At 68.8% G+C, this 18,047-nt stretch carries 21 protein-coding genes; 11 read left to right on the top strand and 10 right to left on the bottom strand.

The window, feature by feature from the left end; all coding sequences use genetic code 11:
* Positions 1-6 precede the first annotated feature (6 nt).
* The 4 genes from AC1RVW_RS02775 to hda all read right to left on the bottom strand — a co-directional run bounded on the left by AC1RVW_RS02775 (position 7) and on the right by hda (position 3,813).
* Positions 7-651, bottom strand: a complete 645-nt coding sequence (locus AC1RVW_RS02775) for a DUF47 domain-containing protein (protein WP_081266931.1) — start codon at positions 649-651, stop codon at positions 7-9.
* A gap of 162 nt (positions 652-813) precedes the next feature.
* On the bottom strand, positions 814-1,461 hold the full coding sequence (gene folK / locus AC1RVW_RS02770; RefSeq protein WP_493197869.1) for a 2-amino-4-hydroxy-6-hydroxymethyldihydropteridine diphosphokinase: 648 nt from the start codon (positions 1,459-1,461) through the stop codon (positions 814-816).
* Positions 1,458-3,098, bottom strand: coding sequence for a polynucleotide adenylyltransferase PcnB (gene pcnB, locus AC1RVW_RS02765; RefSeq protein ID WP_106935255.1), 1,641 nt, complete (start codon positions 3,096-3,098; stop codon positions 1,458-1,460). The genes folK and pcnB overlap by 4 nt, the downstream gene beginning before the upstream one ends.
* Before the next feature lie 28 nt (positions 3,099-3,126).
* Positions 3,127-3,813: a DnaA regulatory inactivator Hda gene (gene hda, locus AC1RVW_RS02760; RefSeq protein WP_285412070.1), complete on the bottom strand. Its 687-nt coding sequence runs from the start codon at positions 3,811-3,813 to the stop codon at positions 3,127-3,129.
* Between the two features lie 141 nt (positions 3,814-3,954).
* Here hda and purM point away from each other — a divergent pair, with 141 nt between their 5' ends.
* The 5 genes from purM to AC1RVW_RS02735 all read left to right on the top strand — a co-directional run bounded on the left by purM (position 3,955) and on the right by AC1RVW_RS02735 (position 8,415).
* Complete coding sequence (gene purM, locus AC1RVW_RS02755) at positions 3,955-4,995, top strand: phosphoribosylformylglycinamidine cyclo-ligase (RefSeq protein ID WP_285412071.1); 1,041 nt, start codon at positions 3,955-3,957, stop codon at positions 4,993-4,995.
* A 51-nt stretch (positions 4,996-5,046) separates the two neighbouring features.
* Positions 5,047-6,138, top strand: coding sequence for an AI-2E family transporter (locus AC1RVW_RS02750; RefSeq protein ID WP_493197868.1), 1,092 nt, complete (start codon positions 5,047-5,049; stop codon positions 6,136-6,138).
* 128 nt (positions 6,139-6,266) lie between these two features.
* Positions 6,267-6,827 (top strand): isochorismatase family protein, encoded by a 561-nt coding sequence (locus AC1RVW_RS02745; protein WP_285412072.1) that lies wholly within the window; start codon positions 6,267-6,269, stop codon positions 6,825-6,827.
* Positions 6,824-7,450, top strand: coding sequence for a DJ-1/PfpI family protein (locus AC1RVW_RS02740; protein WP_493197866.1), 627 nt, complete (start codon positions 6,824-6,826; stop codon positions 7,448-7,450). Before AC1RVW_RS02745 ends, AC1RVW_RS02740 begins: the two co-directional genes overlap by 4 nt.
* A complete protein-coding gene (locus AC1RVW_RS02735) occupies positions 7,411-8,415 on the top strand; it encodes a GlxA family transcriptional regulator (RefSeq protein ID WP_493197864.1) in 1,005 nt (334 codons plus the stop codon). The genes AC1RVW_RS02740 and AC1RVW_RS02735 overlap by 40 nt, the downstream gene beginning before the upstream one ends.
* 24 nt (positions 8,416-8,439) lie before the next feature.
* Here AC1RVW_RS02735 and AC1RVW_RS02730 read toward each other — a convergent pair whose 3' ends face one another.
* The 5 genes from AC1RVW_RS02730 to murJ form a co-directional block, all read right to left on the bottom strand.
* A complete protein-coding gene (locus tag AC1RVW_RS02730; RefSeq protein ID WP_081270628.1) occupies positions 8,440-9,732 on the bottom strand; it encodes an RNA polymerase sigma factor in 1,293 nt (430 codons plus the stop codon).
* Positions 9,733-9,760: 28 nt separating this feature from the next.
* Positions 9,761-10,192: a YciI family protein gene (locus AC1RVW_RS02725; RefSeq protein WP_081270629.1), complete on the bottom strand. Its 432-nt coding sequence runs from the start codon at positions 10,190-10,192 to the stop codon at positions 9,761-9,763.
* Between the two features lie 140 nt (positions 10,193-10,332).
* Positions 10,333-10,761: a bleomycin resistance protein gene (locus AC1RVW_RS02720; RefSeq protein WP_493197862.1), complete on the bottom strand. Its 429-nt coding sequence runs from the start codon at positions 10,759-10,761 to the stop codon at positions 10,333-10,335.
* Position 10,762: 1 nt separating this feature from the next.
* A complete protein-coding gene (locus AC1RVW_RS02715; RefSeq protein WP_106935263.1) occupies positions 10,763-11,614 on the bottom strand; it encodes a SirB1 family protein in 852 nt (283 codons plus the stop codon).
* A 41-nt stretch (positions 11,615-11,655) separates the two neighbouring features.
* On the bottom strand, positions 11,656-13,209 hold the full coding sequence (gene murJ / locus AC1RVW_RS02710) for a murein biosynthesis integral membrane protein MurJ (protein ID WP_081270632.1): 1,554 nt from the start codon (positions 13,207-13,209) through the stop codon (positions 11,656-11,658).
* Between the two features lie 129 nt (positions 13,210-13,338).
* Here murJ and rpsT point away from each other — a divergent pair, with 129 nt between their 5' ends.
* Entirely contained in the window at positions 13,339-13,653 is a 315-nt protein-coding gene (gene rpsT, locus AC1RVW_RS02705; RefSeq protein ID WP_007831346.1) for a 30S ribosomal protein S20, read from the top strand.
* Between the two features lie 136 nt (positions 13,654-13,789).
* Here rpsT and AC1RVW_RS02700 read toward each other — a convergent pair whose 3' ends face one another.
* On the bottom strand, positions 13,790-14,119 hold the full coding sequence (locus tag AC1RVW_RS02700) for a DUF3579 domain-containing protein (protein ID WP_081270633.1): 330 nt from the start codon (positions 14,117-14,119) through the stop codon (positions 13,790-13,792).
* 160 nt (positions 14,120-14,279) lie between these two features.
* Between AC1RVW_RS02700 and AC1RVW_RS02695 the strand changes: the two genes are divergently transcribed.
* From AC1RVW_RS02695 to kynB, 5 genes are all read left to right on the top strand, one after another.
* Complete coding sequence (locus tag AC1RVW_RS02695; RefSeq protein WP_493197860.1) at positions 14,280-15,488, top strand: aspartate aminotransferase family protein; 1,209 nt, start codon at positions 14,280-14,282, stop codon at positions 15,486-15,488.
* Positions 15,485-16,420 carry an ornithine carbamoyltransferase gene (gene argF / locus AC1RVW_RS02690; RefSeq protein WP_081270635.1) on the top strand — a complete coding sequence of 312 codons (936 nt, stop codon included), beginning with the start codon at positions 15,485-15,487 and terminating at the stop codon, positions 16,418-16,420. Before AC1RVW_RS02695 ends, argF begins: the two co-directional genes overlap by 4 nt.
* Before the next feature lie 28 nt (positions 16,421-16,448).
* Positions 16,449-17,006 carry a hypothetical protein gene (locus tag AC1RVW_RS02685; protein WP_106935267.1) on the top strand — a complete coding sequence of 186 codons (558 nt, stop codon included), beginning with the start codon at positions 16,449-16,451 and terminating at the stop codon, positions 17,004-17,006.
* Entirely contained in the window at positions 17,003-17,317 is a 315-nt protein-coding gene (locus AC1RVW_RS02680) for a YkgJ family cysteine cluster protein (RefSeq protein WP_493197857.1), read from the top strand. The genes AC1RVW_RS02685 and AC1RVW_RS02680 overlap by 4 nt, the downstream gene beginning before the upstream one ends.
* 78 nt (positions 17,318-17,395) lie before the next feature.
* Positions 17,396-18,046 carry an arylformamidase gene (kynB, locus tag AC1RVW_RS02675; RefSeq protein WP_081270638.1) on the top strand — a complete coding sequence of 217 codons (651 nt, stop codon included), beginning with the start codon at positions 17,396-17,398 and terminating at the stop codon, positions 18,044-18,046.
* Position 18,047: the final 1 nt, after the last annotated feature.

Here is an 18,047-nt window from a genome sequence, read left to right as displayed (position 1 = left end):
ACCCGCTCAGGAATTCTCGAGGACGATGCCCTCGATCACGTTGGCCACGTCCTCGCACTTGTCGGTGATCGTCTCCAGCAGCTCGTAGATCGCCTTGAGCTTGATGACCTCGCGCACGTCCGGCTCCTCGCGGAACAGCTTGCTCATGGCGCTGCGCATGACGCGGTCGGCGTCCGATTCGAGGCGGTCGATTTCCTCGCAGGTCTTGAGCGTGGCCTCGGCCACGGCCGGGTCGGCGATCTTGCCGAGGTACTTGACGGCGTCCTTCAGGCGGTCGCAGCACTTCACGCTCAGTGCCGTGAGGCGCACGATCTCGTCGGTCATGTGGCGCACGTCGTACAGCGCCATGGTCTCGGCCGAGTCCTGGATCAGGTCGGCCACGTCGTCCATCGTGTTGATGAGCTTGTGGATCTGCTCGCGGTCGATGGGCGTGATGAATGTCTTGTGGATCAGCCGGTTGACGTCGTGCGTCACGCGGTCGGCGGCGCGCTCGGCGTTGTCGACGTCGCGGTTGTACTGCTCGCGCAGGTGCACGTCGCTGTAGTTGGCGACCAGTTGCTCGAACGCCCTGGCCGCCTCCACGATGCGCTCGGCGTGCTGGTTGAACATCTCGAAGAAATTGCCCTCGCGGGGCAGCAGCTTGCCGAACATGGAAACTCCTGGGGTGCGCCAATCACAATTTCATGACGCCTTCATGAAAAAACCGGCGAAGTTTAACGGGCGCGAGCGTCCAATCCGGTCCGACCGGCTTTTCAAGGCCGATGGAACGCCAGAAATTCAGCCCGGCAGGCGCAGCACCGGCAGCACGGCCGTCTAGACGATGCGCTTGACCACCTGGCCCGTGACGCGTGCGAGCGCCGCGCGCGGCACCTTGTCGGGCGCGATTTCGGCAAGCGGCTTCAGCACGAAGGCGCGCTCCCGCATGCGGGGATGCGGCAGTGTCAGGTTCGGCGTGTCGATCACCGAATTGCCGTGCATCAGCAAGTCGAGATCGAGCGTGCGCGGCGCATTGGGAAAAGGCCGCTCGCGGCCGGCCTGCGTCTCCAGGCGCTGCAATGCCACCAGGAACTGCTCGGCATCCAGGCCGGTGCGCACGGCCACCACGGCATTGATGAAATCAGGGCCTTCGGCGTCCACCGGCTCGCTGCGATAGAGCGACGAACGGGCCGTCACCTGGGTTCGCTGCAGCGCGCCGATCGCGGCCATGGCCGCCTTCACGGACGCCTCGGCATCGCCCAGGTTCGCGCCGATGGCGACGAAGGCCTGTACGGTCGGGTAGTCCTCGCGCGGGCCGCGGGCGCTGCGCGTGGGGGCACGGCCGGGCGCGCGGCGAGCGGGCGGCCCGCTCCTGGCGCCGGCTGCCGGCGGCTTGCCCGCGGCGCGCGGCGGCACGGTCTTCGGCTTGCCGGCCTTCGCCGCCGGCTTTTTCCTGCCGTCCTTCGGCTGGTCGGACGCGCTCATTCGCCTGCGGCGCTGCCGCCGCCCTCACCGCCGCCACCACCCGCGGGGCGCGGCTTGCGGCGGCGCCGGCGCTTGCGCGGCGCCGCGGCTTCGCCGTCGGGCGGAACGGCACCGGCCTCGACTTCGACCTCGTCGTCCGGCTCCGCATCCTGGCCGCGGCCCTGGTTCTGGGGCGGGTTCTGGCGAGGCGCGGGCTCGTTGCGCAGCTTGGCCGGCGCGGCGGTGTCGCGCACCCGCACGCGCTGGCGAACCTTCTGTTCTTCGCGCACCTGCTCCAGCAGGTCTTGCCGGCGCACGTCGTCGGCAATGCTGAATTCCTGCCACCACTCGGCAATCGCCTCGCTGACCTCGCCCACGTCGGCGCGCAGGCGCATGAAATCGAAGGCGGCGCGAAAACGCGCCTGCTCGACCAGGCTGTAGGGCGTGGAGCCGGTGCGCTTGTCGAAGCGCGGCTGCATCATCCAGATCTCGCGCATGTCGGCGGCCAGCTTGCCGCGGCCGGACACGTCGCCGATGCGGGCATTGAACACGTCGTCGATGGCGTCCTGCAGCGCCGGGAACGGCGCCTGCGGGCGCTGGCCGCGCTGGCCTTCCTGGCGCTGGGCCCAGCCGTCGCGCACGTCGGCCCACAGCACGCAGGCCAGCAGGAAGCTGGGCGCCACGGGCTTGCCTTCGCCCACGCGGCGATCGGTGTCCTGCAGGGCGGCCTTGACGAAGGGCTGGTCGGCACGCTCGACCACCACGTCGAGCAGCGGGTAGATGCCCTTGGCCAGCCCCAGCTTGTTCAATTGCTCGACCGTGGCAATCGCATGGCCGGTCTGCAACAACTTGAGCATTTCGTCGAACAGGCGACTCTGCGGCACGTCGGCCAGCAGCCTGCTCGACTCGACCAGCGGGGCGGCCGTCTTGGCTTCCATCTTGAAGCCTAGGGCCGCGAGCTTGGCCGAGAAGCGGATGGCGCGAATGATGCGCACCGGGTCTTCGCGGTAGCGCGTGGCCGGGTCGCCGATCATGCGCAGCGTGAGCTTCTGGGCGTCCTTGATGCCGTTGTGATAGTCGACCACGACCTGGTTGGCCGGGTCGTAGTACATGGCGTTGACGGTGAAGTCGCGGCGCGCCGCGTCTTCTTCCTGCGGGCCCCAGACGTTGTCGCGCAGCACCCGGCCGCTGGCGTCCACCGCATGCTTCATGCTGGCGAGCTCGCCCTTGCTGGTGCGCTCGTTGCCCGCCACCTGCTCGGCGGCGGCGTTGTCCATGTAGGCGCGGAAGGTCGAGACTTCGATCACCTCGTGCTCGCGGCCCCGGCCGTACACCACGTGCACGATGCGAAAGCGCCGCCCGATGATGAACGCACGGCGAAACAGCGACTTGACCTGCTCCGGCGTGGCGTTGGTGGCAACGTCGAAGTCCTTGGGACGCAGCCCCAGCAGCAGGTCGCGCACCGCGCCGCCCACCACGTAGGCCTCGAAGCCGGCCTGCTGCAGCGTGGTGACCACGTTCTTCGCGCGTTCGTCGACCAGGGCCGGATCGATCTTGTGAACCTCTGCCGGCACCTCCTGGCGCTTGCCGAAGCGGCTCTTGCCCTGTGCGCCGCCGGCGGTCTTGCCGAGCAGCTTGTCGATGAATTTCTTGATCATTTGTTGGTTGAAAGCCTAGTTCGCTCTTTTATTCGTTCTCGAGCATGGAGCGGATCAGCGGAATGGTGATCGCGCGTTGCGTCTGCAGGGCATAGCCGTCGAGCTGCGAGAGCAGCTCCATCAGGCTGCCGAGGTCGCGGCTGAAGCGGTGCAGCATGTAGTCGAGCACGTCGTCGGACAGCATCACGCCGCGCGCGTCGGCCGCCTGGCGCAGCACCGCGCGGCGTTCGCTTTCGCTCAGCACCTGCAGGTGGAACACATGGCCCCAGCCGAGGCGGGTGCGCAGGTCTTCGCGCAGCGGCAGGTCGGCCGGCGGCAATGCGCCGGCGGCGACCACGCCGCGCTGCAGGGTCTGGGCGTTCACGAACCAGTTGAAGGCCGCGTGCTGCTGCACTGCGGTGTAGAGGTGGACGTCGTCGAGCAGGACGGCGCCCCAGCGCTCGTCGAACTCGGGCGGCTCCAGCAGGCCGGCGTGCAGCCAGCCCACGCTGGCGCCCTGCTCGCGCAGTGCGACACGCACCGATTCGAGCAGGTGGGTCTTGCCGCTGCCGCCGTCGCCCCACAGATAGGTCGGCACCGGCGAGTGCAGCGCGGGGCCGCCGGCGCCGCCCACCCACACTTGCAGGTGCCGCAGCGCCGCCTCGTTGGGGCCGGCAAAAAAGGCGTCGAAGCTGGGGCCCGTCGCAATGCCGATATCGAGCGCGAGCTGTTTCATCCCGGGAAGGTTCATGGAGGGGGCCGCGAGGGCCCTTAAAATCGTGAGGAATTCTATCGGCCCGGCCAACATGGTTACCGGGGCCGCCTTCCGCTCCCTAGTCCTCGCATCCTTTCGCGTCCTTCCCGACCTCGACCAACCATGACCTCCTCCACGCCCACCCCGCTCAGCTACAAGGACGCAGGTGTCGACATCGATGCCGGCGACGCACTGGTCGACCGCATCAAGCCCCTGGCCAAGAAGACCATGCGCGAAGGCGTGCTGGCCGGCATCGGCGGCTTCGGCGCCCTGTTCGAGGTGCCCAAGCGCTACAAGGAACCGGTGCTGGTCAGCGGCACCGACGGCGTGGGCACCAAGCTCAAGCTGGCCTTCGAATGGAACATGCACGACACCGTCGGCATCGACCTGGTGGCCATGAGCGTCAACGACGTGCTGGTGCAGGGCGCCGAGCCGCTCTTCTTCCTCGACTACTTCGCCTGCGGCAAGCTCGACGTGGACACGGCCGCTGCCGTGGTCGGCGGCATCGCCCGCGGCTGCGAACTCTCGGGTTGCGCACTGATCGGCGGCGAAACCGCCGAAATGCCCGGCATGTACCCGGCCGGCGAATACGACCTGGCGGGCTTCGCGGTCGGCGCGGTCGAAAAATCGAAGATTCTCACGGGCCAGAACGTCAAGCCCGGCGACGTGGTGCTGGGCCTGGCCTCGGCGGGCGTGCACTCCAACGGTTTCAGCCTGGTGCGCAAGGTGATCGAGCGCGCCGGCGCCGACCTTCCCGCCACGCTGGACGGCAAGCCCTTCCGCGAAGCCGTGATGGAACCCACCCACCTCTACGTGAAGCCGGTGCTCGAAGCGCTGGGCAAGCACCCGATCAAGGCGCTGGCCCACATCACCGGCGGCGGCCTGCTGGAAAACATCCCGCGCGTGCTGCCCGAAGGCACCGCCGCCCACCTCAAGAAGGGCAGCTGGCCGCAGACCGAGCTGTTCGCCTGGCTGCAGAAGGTGGCCGGCATCGACGACATCGAGATGAACCGCACCTTCAACAACGGCATCGGCATGGTCGTGGTCATCGACGCGGCCGAAGCCGCCGCCTGTGCCGCCACCCTGCGCGCCGCCGGCGAGACGGTGCATGAGATCGGCGTGATCGCCCCGCGCGGCGAAGGCGCCCCGGTGGTCGTCGGCTGACCGCCGGCTGCTCCGTCCGATTCCCTGAACAGAGCACGCGACACCCACCGGATGGCCAACAAGCCGCAACCCATCACCCCCGCCGTTGCGACGGCCCCCATCCAACACCCCCCGGCCTCGCGCGGGGTGATCATCGCGAGCTACCTGCTGATGCTGGGCGCGCTCCTGCTGGTGATGTGGGAGCACCTGCTGCCCGGATTGCTGTGCGTGTGCATCGGCTTCTTGGCCACGCACTGGTTCGCGCGCGTGCTCACGGGCGGCCTGCAGCGCATTCCGCCGCTCGGCAGGCGCCCTGAACGCGCCGGCGGCTGGGCCAACGTGCTGGCCGTGATCCTGGTGCTGGTGGGGCCGATCGCGCTGCTCACGCTGCTGTTGTCGCAGGCCCGCGAATACATCGTCGACGCGCCCGACCAGTACCGCGAGCTGCTCGACTACACGGCGCGCACGGTGCTCGAACTGCGCTCCAAGCTGCCCGGCGAGATCGCGGCCTACCTGCCCGAGGGCGCGGCCGAGATCCAGCGCGTGATCGCCAACTACCTGCGCGCGCAGGCCGGCTCGCTGGCCATGGCCGGTCGCGCCTGGCTGCACGGGCTGCTCTTTTCCTACGTGGGGCTGATCGTCGGTGCGCTGGCGGCCGTGGCGCATGCCGCGCCGCGCCGCATGCCGCTGGCCGACCAGTTGCACCAGCGCGTACAGACCTTCGGCGAGGCCTTCGGGCAGATCGTCGCGGCCCAGTTCTGGATCGCCGCCTTCAACACGCTGCTCACGGCCATCTTCCTGCTGTTCGTCATGCCGATGTGGGGCGCGCACCTGCCGTACACGCCGGCGCTCATCACCCTCACCTTCCTCGCGGGCCTGGTGCCGATCGTGGGCAACCTGGTGTGCAACTCGGTGATCACGCTGGTGGGGCTGTCGGTGTCGCCGGTCACGGCGGCGGCCTGCCTGATCTTCCTGATCGTGATCCACAAGGCCGAATACGTCATCAACGCCAAGGTGGTCGGCGCCCGCACGCAGATGAGCGTGTGGGAACTGCTGGCCGTGATGTTCGTGGCAGAGGCCGTGTTCGGCCCGGCCGGGCTGGTGGCGGCGCCGCTGTACTACGCGTACCTGAAGAAAGAGCTGCAGGCGGCTGCGCTGGTCTGACCTGACCGCGCGCGCGGTCAGCGATGTCCGGATCTGATCGATTCTGGTCCGGCACCGAGCGGCTCGCCGGCTGGCCGCGCGAAAGAATCGGGGGCATCATCCACTCCGCACCCTTGCGAGCCGCCGCCATGAAAACCTGTCTGATTGTGATCGACGCACAGGAGTCGTTCCGCCATCGCCCCTACTGGAACGAAAGCCTGGCCGCCGCCTACCTGGGCGCCCAGAACGCCCTGATCGAAGGCTGTACCGCCGCCGGCCTGCCGGTCGTGCGGGTCTTCCACACCGACGGGCCCTCGGACGCGAGCAACCCCTTCGCGGTCGAATCCGGCCATGTGCGTCCCATCGCCGGGCTGGCGCATTTCGAGGCCGCCGCCACCTTCACCAAGCACCGCCACAGCGCGCTGGTCAACAGCGGGCTCGACGTGTGGCTCACGCAGAACGGCATCGGCCGGCTGATCGTGAGCGGCATCCGCACCGAGCAGTGCTGCGAAACCACCACCCGCCACGCGTCCGACCTGGGCTGGCAGGTCGACTATGTGACCGACGCCACCCTGACCTTCGACATGGTGCAGCCTGACGGCAGGCCGCTGTCGGCCGCCGACATCAAGGCCCGCACCGCGACCGTGCTGCATGGCCGCTTCGCCACCGTCTGTACCGTGGCGCAGGCGCTGGAACGGGCCGTGGCATGAGCACCCTGCGCGTAGTGATCCTGGCGTTCGACGGCGTGGAAGCGCTCGATTTCGCCGGCCCTTTCGAGGTTTTCACCACCGCGAGCCGCGTCAGCCAGCGGATGCGACCGGGCACTGCCGCGCCCTTCGAGGTGGTCTCGGCCGCCCTGGGCCAGCCGGTGCAGGCGCGCGCCGGCCTGCAACTGCTGGCCAATCACACGCTGGCAGACAGCCCGCAAGCCGACGTGCTGGTCGTTCCCGGCGGCGTGGTCGACGCGCCGCTGGCGAGCCCCGACACCCTGCGCTGGATCGCCCGCAACGCGGCCGGCGCGCAGGTGGTCGCCTCGGTCTGCTCCGGCGCCTTCCTGCTGGCGGCCAGCGGCGTGGTCACCAGCGACGCCGTCACCACGCACTGGGAAGACATCGCCGACCTGCGCGCGCAGTTCCCCGCGCTGAACGTGCGCGAAGACGTGCGCTGGGTCGATACCGGGCGCATCGTCAGCTCGGCCGGCATCAGCGCCGGCATCGACATGAGCCTGCACCTCGTGGAGCGCCTGGCCGGCCGCGAACTGGCCGAGCGCACCGCGCGCCAGATGGACTACGCATGGACCCGCAACCCCGCCGGCACCAGCCCATCCGCGTAGTCTTCGTCCTCCTGCCCGGCAGCCTGGTGCTCGACTGGGCCGGCCCGGCCGAGGCACTGCGCATCGCCAACCAGCGGCTGCGGGCCATGGGCCAGCCCGAGCGCTTCGCGATCGAGTTCACAAGCCCCCGGCCGACCGCGATGGGTTCGGTCGGCGTCGCGCTTTCCGGACTCGCGCCGCTGCCGGTGCGGTGGGACGGCCCCGGCTGGGTCGTGCTGGTCGGACTGCCCGGCGACACCATCGCCGTCGACACCCCGGAGGCGCAAGACCTGTTGCACTGGCTGCGCGGCCAGCGCTTCGAGCGCGGCGGCCTGGAACTGGTGACGATCTGCGCCGGCGCCGTGCTGGCGGCGCATGCCGGCGCGCTCGCGGGCCGTCGCGCGACCACGCACCATCATCACCTGGGCGAACTGCGCACGGCGGAGCCGCGCTGCGACGTGGTGGCCAACCGGGTGTTCGTGATCGACCCGCCGGTCTACAGCAGCGCGGGCGTGACGACCGGCATCGACCTCGTGCTGCACCGCATCGCAGAACTCTGCGGCGAGGCGCTGGCGGCGCAGGTCGCGCAGACCATGGTGGTGGCGCTGCGGCGCGGCCCGCAAGACCCGGAGCTGTCGCCCTTCCTGGCCTACCGCAACCACCTGCATGCCGCGCTGCACCGCGTGCAGGACGCGGTCAGCGAGCAGCCGCAGGCCGACTGGAGCGTGCCGCGCATGGCCGAGGTGGCGCATACGTCGGTACGGCATCTCACGCGGCTGTTCATGGAGCATGCGGGCGTCGCGCCGCTGGCCTACCTGCGCAGGCTGCGGCTGGCGGTGGCGCAGCTCGCGCTGGCCTCGGGCGCCAGCGTCACGCGGGCGGCGGAGCAGTCGGGCTTCGGCTCCGACACGCAATTGCGCCGCGCGTGGCACCAGTTCGGCTTGCCGGGCTCGCCCTCGGAGGCCGGCCAGGCTTTCAAGGCCTGAGCTGCGGCACCCGGCGCCAAGCGTTCACCCGGCCATGCAGGCCCGCGCACGCGCGAGCAGCAACGCACGCTCGCGCGTGTTGCGCGTGAGCGCGGCGGCGCGGTCGAACTCCCTGCGCGCCTCGTCGTGGCGCCCGAGTTTGAACAGCAGGTCGCCGCGCACCGTCGGCAGCAGGTGGTAGCCCTTGAGCGCGGGCTCGTCCATGAGCGCGTCGACCACCTCCAGCCCCGCCGCCGGTCCGAATGCCATCGACAGCGCGACCGCGCGGTTGAGCTCGACGATGGGCGACGGCGCGAGCTCGGCCAGCGCGTCGTAGAGCGCGGCGATGCGTGCCCAGTCGGTTTCGTCGGCCGTGCGCGCACGGCCATGGCAGGCGGCAATGGCGGCCTGCAGCGCGTAGGGGCCGAGCGCGCCGCCGAGCGATTCGGCCCGCGCAAGCGCGGCCAGGCCTCGTCGGATCAGCATGTGGTCCCAGCGCGCACGGTTCTGCTCGAGCAGCAACACCGGCTCGCCCGAGGCGCCGACGCGCGCTGCGGTGCGCGAGGCCTGGATTTCCATCAGCGCGACGAGGCCGTGCACTTCCGCCTCCTTGGGCACCAGCTCGGCCAGGATGCGGCCGAGGCGCAGGGCCTCGTCGCACAGCGCGGGGCGCATCCAGTCGTCGCCGGCGGTGGCCGAATAGCCTTCGTTGAAGATCAGGTAGATCACCTCGAGCACCGAAGCGAGCCGGCCTTCCAGCTCGCGGCGGCGCGGCACCTCGAAGGGCACGCGCGCCTCGGCCAGCGTGCGCTTGGCGCGCACGATGCGCTGCGCCACGGTGGCCTCGGGCACGAGGAACGCGCGTGCGATCTCGTCGGTCGCGAGGCCGCCCATCAAACGCAGCGTGAGCGCCACCCGCGCCTCGGTCGACAGCACCGGATGGCAGGCGGTGAACACCAGCCGCAGCAGGTCGTCGCCGATGTCGTCGTCAAGCGCCGCATCGACCGCGTCGGCGAAGTCGGCCTGCGCCATTTCGTGCTGGGCATCGAGCTCGCGGCCGATCTCGCCGGCCTTGTGCTCGGCCAGTTGCCGGTGGCGCAGGCGGTCGAGCGCGCGGCGCTTGGCCACGGCGGTGAGCCAGGCGGCGGGGTTGTCGGGCACGCCTTCGCCGGGCCACTGCTCGAGGGCAGAGACAAGCGCGTCCTGCGCCAGTTCTTCGGCCAGGCCCACGTCGCGCACCATGCGCGCGACGGTGGCGATGATCTTCGCGGACTCCATGCGCCACACCGCCTCGACGGTGCGGCGGATGGCGCCCTCGCGGCCCTCTTCTGCGGTCACGGCGGCTCCCGCGATGCGCCGGGAGCTGTCAGCCGCCGGTCTTGCCGCGGGCCTCGGTCTCGGCGCGCAGGCGGTCTTCCTGGGCAAGAAGCTCAGGCGTCATGGCGTCGCCGAAGTCGGCGGCCTCGAACACCTGGCGGATCTCGATCTCGCCCTCCTGGAAGGGGCTGCGCTTGATCCACTCGATGGCTTCTTCCTTCGACTTGACCTGGAACAGCCAGAAGCCGGCCAGCAGCTCCTTGGTCTCGGCGAAGGGGCCGTCGATGACGGTGCGCTTGGTCGGGCCCTCGCAGCGCACGCGCGCGCCCTTGGAACTGGGGTGCAGGCCCTCGCCGGCCAGCAGCACGCCGGCCTTGACCAGTTCTTCGTTGAACTTGCCCATGGCGGTGAGGATTTCGGTGCTGGGCATCACGCCGGCTTCGGAATCGGCGTTGGCCTTGACCAGAATCATGAATCGCATGTCTTTTCTCCTGAAGTTGATGAGGCTGGGAGCCGCTGGAAACTGCTGCTCCTGTTCACACGTCGGACGAGCGGAAGTCGGATCGACACGGCGGCATCGATCTATCTGTAATTTTGTGTTTCCGGCTTCAGGCGGTGGCGTCAGGGCAAGGAGCTGCAGAAGCGCAGCACATGACCGTCGGGTTCGCGGATCGCGAATTCGCGCAGGCCCCAGGGCTGGGACACCGGCGGTTCGACGACCGTCACGCCGCGTTTCAGGTAAGCCGCATGCAGGCCGTCGATGTCCTTGCCCACGTGGATCACGATTTCGCCGCGCCAGGGCACGGCCCCGCGGGTGTTGCACTGCCACAGCCGCAGGTAGACCGGGTCGCCGTAGCTGCGGTCGCCCTTCTTCACGCGGGCATAGCTGGGCGGTTCGCCGGCGATGAAGTCGAGCTCGAAGCCCAGCACGTCGCGAAACCAGCGCGCGGCGCGCGACACGTCCGACACCGGCAGCACCGGCTGCACGCCGTGGAACTCATGCAGGGTGCCCAGGTCGGGCGCCGGGCTCACACCGGCCTTGGTGCCCATCTCAATTGGCCATGCGGCGCAGGGCGGCGACGCGCTCGGCGATCGCGTCGATGTCCAGGGCGTCTTCGGCCTTCGAAAGGTAGGTTTCGAGGTCGCGCACGGCCTGCGTGGTGTTGCCCTGCTCGGCGTGCGCGATGCCGCGGTCGCGGTATTCGCCCCAGGCGCCGGGCAGCAACGCAATCAACCGGTCCTGCACGGCAATGACGCGCAGCCAGTCTTCCTGCGCGTGGTGCACTTCCTTCAGGTTGCGCAGCATGCGCGCGATGATCTCGCGCGAGCTGGCCGGCTGCAGGTACAGGCCCAGCGGCACGTCGAAGTCGCCCACCAGGCCGTTGCTGCGCTTGTAGGGTTCGAGCCGCTCCCCGAGCTCTTCGCGCGACAGCGACTTGCCGGTGAACGGATCGATCACCACCTGCCCCTTGGGCAGCGTCACCTTGAGCATGAAGTGGCCCGGAAAGCCGATGCCCCGCGCCTGCAGGTCCAGGCCCTGCGCCAGTTCCATCCACAGCACCGCCAGCGAAATCGGAATGCCGCGGCGGGTGCGCAGCACGGCGTTCAGGTAGCTGTTGTCGGGATCGTAGTAGTCGTTGAGATTGCCGCCGAAGTTCAGGTCGTTGAAGAAGAACTGGTTCAGCGCGCGCAACCGCGCCAGCGGGGCCGCGTCGGCGGGCAGGCGGCGCTTCAGGCGGGCCAGGAGCTGGTCGACGTCGCCCAGCACCTGCTGCACGTCGAGGTCGGGGTACTCGTCCTGCGCCAGGCTGGCGGCGGCTTCGAGCAGCGGAAAGTGATCGTCGCTGCGGACCAGCGATTCGAAATACTCCAGCGCGGAGGGAACCTGAAAGCTGAACGTCATGTGTCTTTGTAGAGGAGCCCGCCGGGGGCGTCAAGGCGTGTTCAGCGGCGCAGAAAACTGCGCAAGCGAACGCCCGCCGCCGCCAGCACGCCGAAGTACACCACCACGGAAGCGGCGATCAGCGCGGCCAGCAGGCCGATGCGCAGCAGGCGCTGCGCGCGCAGGCCGACCCAGTCGAAATGCGCCGAGCCCCACGCCAGCAGCGCCGCCAGCACCAGCGTGCCCGCCAGCACCTGCAGCGCGAACTTGCCCCAGCCGGGTTCGGGCTTGTAGCTGCCGCGGCGGATCAGGCCGGCCAGCAGCCAGGCCGAATTGACCAGCGCCCCGATGGCGATGGTCAGCGTGAGCGCCGCGTGCTGCAGCACCGGCACCAGGAAGACGTTGAGCACCTGCGTCAGCACCAGCACGCCCACGGCGATGAGCATCGGCGTGCGCGTGTCGTGCTTGGCGTAGTAGCCGGGCGCGAGCACCTTCACGGCCACGATGCCCACGAGGCCGACGCCGTAGCCCATCAGCGCCAGGGTCGTGCGGCCCACGTCCTCGCCGGTGTAGGCGCCATTGTGGAAAAGCACCGCCACCAGGGGCCTGGCAAAAAGCAGCAACGCGATGGCGCAGGGCGCCGAAAGCATGACCACGAGGCGCAGGCCCCAGTCGAGCAGCGACGAATAGCGCGCATCGTCCTTGGCGGCACGGGCGCTGGAGAGCTGCGGCATCAGCACCACGCCGAGCGCAACGCCGAGCATGGCGGTGGGAAATTCCATCAGCCGGTCGGCATTGGTGATCCAGGTCACGCTGCCCACCGCGAGGTGCGAGGCGATCTGCGTATTGATGAGCAGCGAGATCTGCGCCACGCTGACGCCCAGCAGCGCGGGCAGCATCAGCCTGAGCACCTTGCGCGTGTTCGGGTCGGTCCACGCGGTGCGCAGCGCCCGCAGGCTCACGCCGATGCGCGGCAGCAACCCGAGCCTGCGCAGCGCCGGAATCTGCAGGGCCAGTTGCAGCATGCCCCCCACCAGCACGCCCACGCACTGCGCGTAGATCGGCTCCACGCCCCAGCGCCGGAAAAGCGGCGCGCCGATCACGATCGACAGGATCAGCGCGATGTTCAGCAGCACCGGCGAAGCCGCCGGCACCGCGAACTTGCGCCAGGTATTGAGAATGCCCCCGGCCAGCGCCACCAGCGACATGAAGCCGATGTACGGGAACATCCAGCGCGTCATGACCACGGCCGAGTCGAAGCCCGGCAACCCGCTTGCCATCGCCCACACCATCAGGGGCGCACCGACCACGCCGGCCACGCAGACGATCAGCAGCGTCCAGGTCAGCAGGGTGGCGACATGGTCGATCAGCTGCCGCGCGCCTTCCTGGCCGTCTTCGGTCTTGCGCGCGGCCAGCACCGGCACGAAAGCCTGGCTGAAGGCGCCTTCGCCGAAGACGCGGCGAAACAGGTTGGGAATGCGGAAGGCGACGTTGAACGCGTCGGTCAGCGCGCTGACGCCGAAAACCGAGGCGAAAAGCACGTCGCGCACAAGGCCCGTGATCCGCGAAGCGAGAGTCAGCAGGGAGACGGTGGAGGCGGATTTGAGCAGGGACACGGGGGCCGAGTTTAGGCCCCGCCGGCCGCGGGAACGGGCCGATTCGGGCGCGAATTGGGAGAAAGGGCCAACCCGGCCTATAATGGAGGGCTTTGCTGCATCATCCTCAGACACCTAAGGAACTAAATCATGGCATCCGCCAAGCCCAAGAAAAAGAACCCGCGCCTCGCCTCCGGCCGTAAGCGCGTCCGCCAGGACACCAAGCTCAACGCTGCGAACACCTCGCTGCGCTCCAAATACCGTACCGCTGTCAAGAACGTCGAAAAGGCTGTTCTGGCTGGCGACAAGACCAAGGCAAGCGAACTGTTCGCGAAGGCCCAGAGCATCGTCGACACCGTCGCCGACAAGGGCATCTTCCACAAGAACAAGGCCGCCCGCGACAAGAGCCGCCTGTCGGCCAAGGTCAAGGCCCTCGCCCTGGCGCCTGAAAAGGCCGCCGCCTGACACCTGTCAGGCAAGCCCGGACCGGAATTCTTCGGTCCGCCGTTTGATCGGGGTGCGCTGCAGCAAAGTGTAAAAAACCGCCTTCGGGCGGTTTTTTCATGCCTGATCGGCTCGCAAAAAGAAAAAGGCCTGTCTGTCAGGCCTTCTTGGGGGGGATGGGCGTGTCGGGCACCAGGCAGGCCTCGGCGACCTGCAGGTCGTTGTCTTTCGCGAAGTTCACGCAGAAGTCCCAGGCCATGGGCTCGGCATCGCGCAGCGCGCGGTTCACGACCACGCACTTCACGCCGTTGATGGTCGTCGGCACGCACCAGGGGGAGTAGCTCAGGTAGCTGCCGGGAAAGGCGCCGCCGGGGCGGAAGGAGCTCATCACGCCGGCAAGGCGCTCGGCCCAATCGCTCGGGCGAAAGGTCCGTCCATCCTTGGTGATGCCCTGGATGAAGATTTCTTTGGCTGTGGGGGAAATCATCGTTGAATGAGGCGCCCGAGCAGGTGCTGCGGTGCAACACGCGATTCTATCTTCGCCACTTTTTGCATCCTGAACATGGGGCATTGCTGTAATGCGGAATCCTCAACGAAGCCGTCAAACCGCACGCCTAGAATCCGCGTTCCCTATCTGGAGAACCCGAATGAGCGCTACCGCCCAGCCCACCTCGCCCCACGTCATGAACACCTACGGTCGCCTGCCGATCGCACTGTCGCACGGCCAGGGCTGCCGAGTCTGGGACACCGCGGGCAAGGCCTACATCGACGGCCTCGGCGGCATTGCCGTCAACACCCTGGGCCACAACCACCCCGAGCTGGTGCCCGCCCTGCAGGACCAGCTGACCAAGCTGATCCACAGCTCCAACTACTACCACGTTCCCGGCCAGGAGCAGCTGGCCGCCAAGCTGACCGAACTGTCGGGCCTCACCAACGTCTTCTTCTGCTCCACCGGCCTCGAAGCCAACGAAGCCGCCCTGAAGCTGGCCCGCAAGTACGGCCACGACAAGGGCATCGAGCGCCCCGAAATCGTCGTCTACGAAGCCGCCTTCCACGGCCGCAGCATCGCCACGCTGTCGGCCACCGGCAACCCCAAGGTGCAGGCCGGCTTCGGCCCGCTGGTCGAGGGCTTCATCCGCGTGCCGCTGAACGACATCGAAGCGCTGAAGAAGGCCACCGAGGGCAACCCGAACGTGGTCGCCGTGTTCTTCGAGACCATCCAGGGCGAAGGCGGCATCCACCCGATGCGCTGGGAATACCTCAAGCAGGTGCGCGCGCTGTGCGACGAGCGCGACTGGCTCATGATGATCGACGAAGTGCAGTGCGGCATGGGCCGCACCGGCAAGTGGTTCGCCCACCAGTGGGCGGGCATCAAGCCCGACGTGATGCCGCTGGCCAAGGGCCTGGGTTCGGGCGTGCCGATCGGCGCCGTGGTGGCCGGCCCCAAGGCCGCCGGCATCTTTGCCCCCGGCAACCACGGCACCACCTTCGGCGGCAACCCGCTGGCCATGCGCGCCGGCGTCGAGACCATCCGCATCATGGAAGAGCACAAGCTGCTCGAGAACGCCGCCACCGTGGGCGCCCACCTGAAGGCCGCGCTGGAGCGCGAAATCGGCGGCCTGAGCGGCGTGAAAGAAGTGCGCGGCCAGGGCCTGATGCTGGGCATCGAGCTCGACCGCCCCTGCGGCGTGATCCTGAACCGCGCCTGCGACGCCGGCCTGCTGCTGAGCGTGACGGCCGACAAGGTGATCCGCCTCGTGCCGCCGCTCATCCTGACCATCGCCGAGGCCGACGAGATCGTCGCCATCCTCGCGCCCATCGTCAAAGCCTTCCTGTCGGAGCCCGCACCCCAATGACGACCGCCACCGCGAACACGAACATCCGGCACTACCTGCAGTTCGCCGACTTCACGGCCGACGAATACGCCTACCTCTTCGACCGCATGGCGGTCATCAAGAAGAAGTTCAAGACCTACGAGAAGCACCAGCCGCTGGTCGACCGCACGCTGGCCATGATCTTCGAGAAGGCCAGCACGCGCACCCGCGTGAGCTTCGAGGCCGGCATGTACCAGCTCGGCGGCAGCGTGGTCCACCTGACCACCGGCGACAGCCAGCTGGGCCGTGCCGAGCCCATCGAGGACAGCGCCAAGGTCATCAGCCGCATGGTCGACATCGTCATGATCCGCACCTACGAGCAGACCAAGATCGACGCCTTCGCGGCGCACTCGCGCGTGCCGGTCATCAACGGCCTGACCAACGAGTTCCATCCCTGCCAGATCCTGGCGGACATCTTCACGTACATCGAGCACCGCGGTTCCATCCAGGGCAAGACCGTGGCGTGGGTCGGCGACGGCAACAACATGGCCAACACCTGGCTGCAGGCGGCCGAGATCCTGGGCTTCACGGTGCACGTGAGCACGCCCAGCGGCTACGAGGTCGACCAGTCGATCGCCGGCATCCGCTCGGGCGACAGCTACAAGGTCTTCAAGGACCCGATGGAAGCCTGCCGCGGCGCCGACCTCGTCACCACCGACGTCTGGACCAGCATGGGCTACGAAGCCGAGAACGAAGCCCGCCGCAAGGCCTTCGCCGACTGGTGCGTCGACGAGGACATGATGCGCGCCGCCCAGCCCGACGCGCTCTTCATGCACTGCCTGCCCGCCCACCGCGGCGAGGAAGTGCAGGCCGAAGTCATCGACGGACCGCAGTCGGTGGTGTGGGACGAGGCGGAGAACCGCCTTCACGCCCAGAAGGCGCTGATGGAGTTCCTGCTGCTCGGCAGGCTCTGAGAAGCTTTCGATCCGCCAGGGCCCGCGCATGGAGCTGATGACCCGCTACCTTCCGCGCTACCAGTTCGCGGAAGAACACAGCCTCCACGTGCCGGCCTCGCCTGCTCGCGTGCTCGACATGGCGGCCCGGCCCGATGTGGTCGACGACCCGGTCGCCCGCCGCCTGATCTCGCTGCGCGAGTTGCCGAACCGGCTGGCCGGGCGCCTGGGCTTCGCGTCGGCGCTGCAGAACCGGCCGGCATTCAGCCTCGGCGAATTCACCCAGCTCGGCCGAGACGGCGAACGCGAACTCGCTTTCGGCCTCGCGGGCCGCTTCTGGCGGTCGGACTACGGACTGGTCCCGCTCGCCGATGCCCGCGCCTTCGCCGCGCTCGATGCCACGGGCATTGCCAAGCTGGTGCTCAATTTCACCGCCCAGCCCGAGGGCCAGGGCACGCGCCTGACGACCCGCACCCGCGTCTGGTGCGGCGACGATGCGGCACGCCGCCGCTTCACCCCCTACTGGCTGCTGATCCGGCCCGCGAGCGGGCTGATCCGTCGCCGCCTGCTGAGGCGCGTGCACGACGCCGCCCTTCTTGCCCCATGAACCCCTGCCAGCAATGCGGCGCCTGCTGCGCCAGCTACCGCGTCGACTTCAGCGTGCACGAACTCGACGACAACGGCGGCAGGGTGCCGTCCGGCCTTGCCGTCGAGGTGAACGACAGCCTCTGCCGCATGCGCGGCACCGATCACACGCCGATGCGCTGCGCCGCCCTCACCGGCAAGATCGGCGAATCGGTGAGCTGCGGCATCTACGAATGGCGGCCCAATCCGTGCCACGAGCTGCAATCGGGCAGCGACGCCTGCGAGCGCGCGCGGGCCCGCCACGGGCTGCCGACGCTGCCGTCGCCGCACTGAGCCTGCGCTTCAACTCGTCACGCAGGGTGTTGGAAATAACCGACACCACGACCCCTCGCCCGGCGCTAACTTCGCGCCATGGCTCCATCACATCAGCACCGCATCTGGGACATTTCGCCGCCCGTGCATGAAGGCGCGCCGGTCTTTCCCGGCGACACGCCCTACCAGCAGCGCTGGGCCGCGACCATCTCGCCTGGCTGCCCGGTGAACGTCAGCGAGATCAAGCTCTCGCCCCACGTCGGCGCGCACGCCGACGCCCCGCTGCACTACGACCCCGAGGGCCAGGCCATCGGCAACGTCGACCTCACGCCCTTCCTCGGCCCCTGCCGCGTGATCCATGCGATCGACAAGGGCCCTCTGATCGAGTGGGAGCACATCGCACACGCCATCGACAGCCACCTGCCCCAGCGCGTGCTGGTGCGCACCTACGACAGCATGCCGGTCGGCCACTGGGACCCGCAGCTCGCGGCCTATGCGCCCGCCACCGTCGAGCGCCTCGCGGCCATGGGCGTGAAGCTCATCGGCATCGACACCGCCAGCATCGACCCGGCCGACAGCAAGACGCTGGAGAGCCACCAACGCATCCGCCGCCTCGACCTGCGCGTGCTCGAGAACCTCGTGCTCGACGACGTGCCCGAAGGCGACTACGAACTCATCGCGCTGCCGCTGAAGCTGGTCAGCGCCGATGCCTCCCCCGTTCGCGCCGTGCTGCGCGAACTTCCCCGCTGAA

Source organism: Variovorax sp. MPBD4-3 (assembly GCF_058809745.1).
Note: the sequence above shows the minus strand (reverse complement) of the source record. Positions and strands in the feature narration are given on the sequence as shown.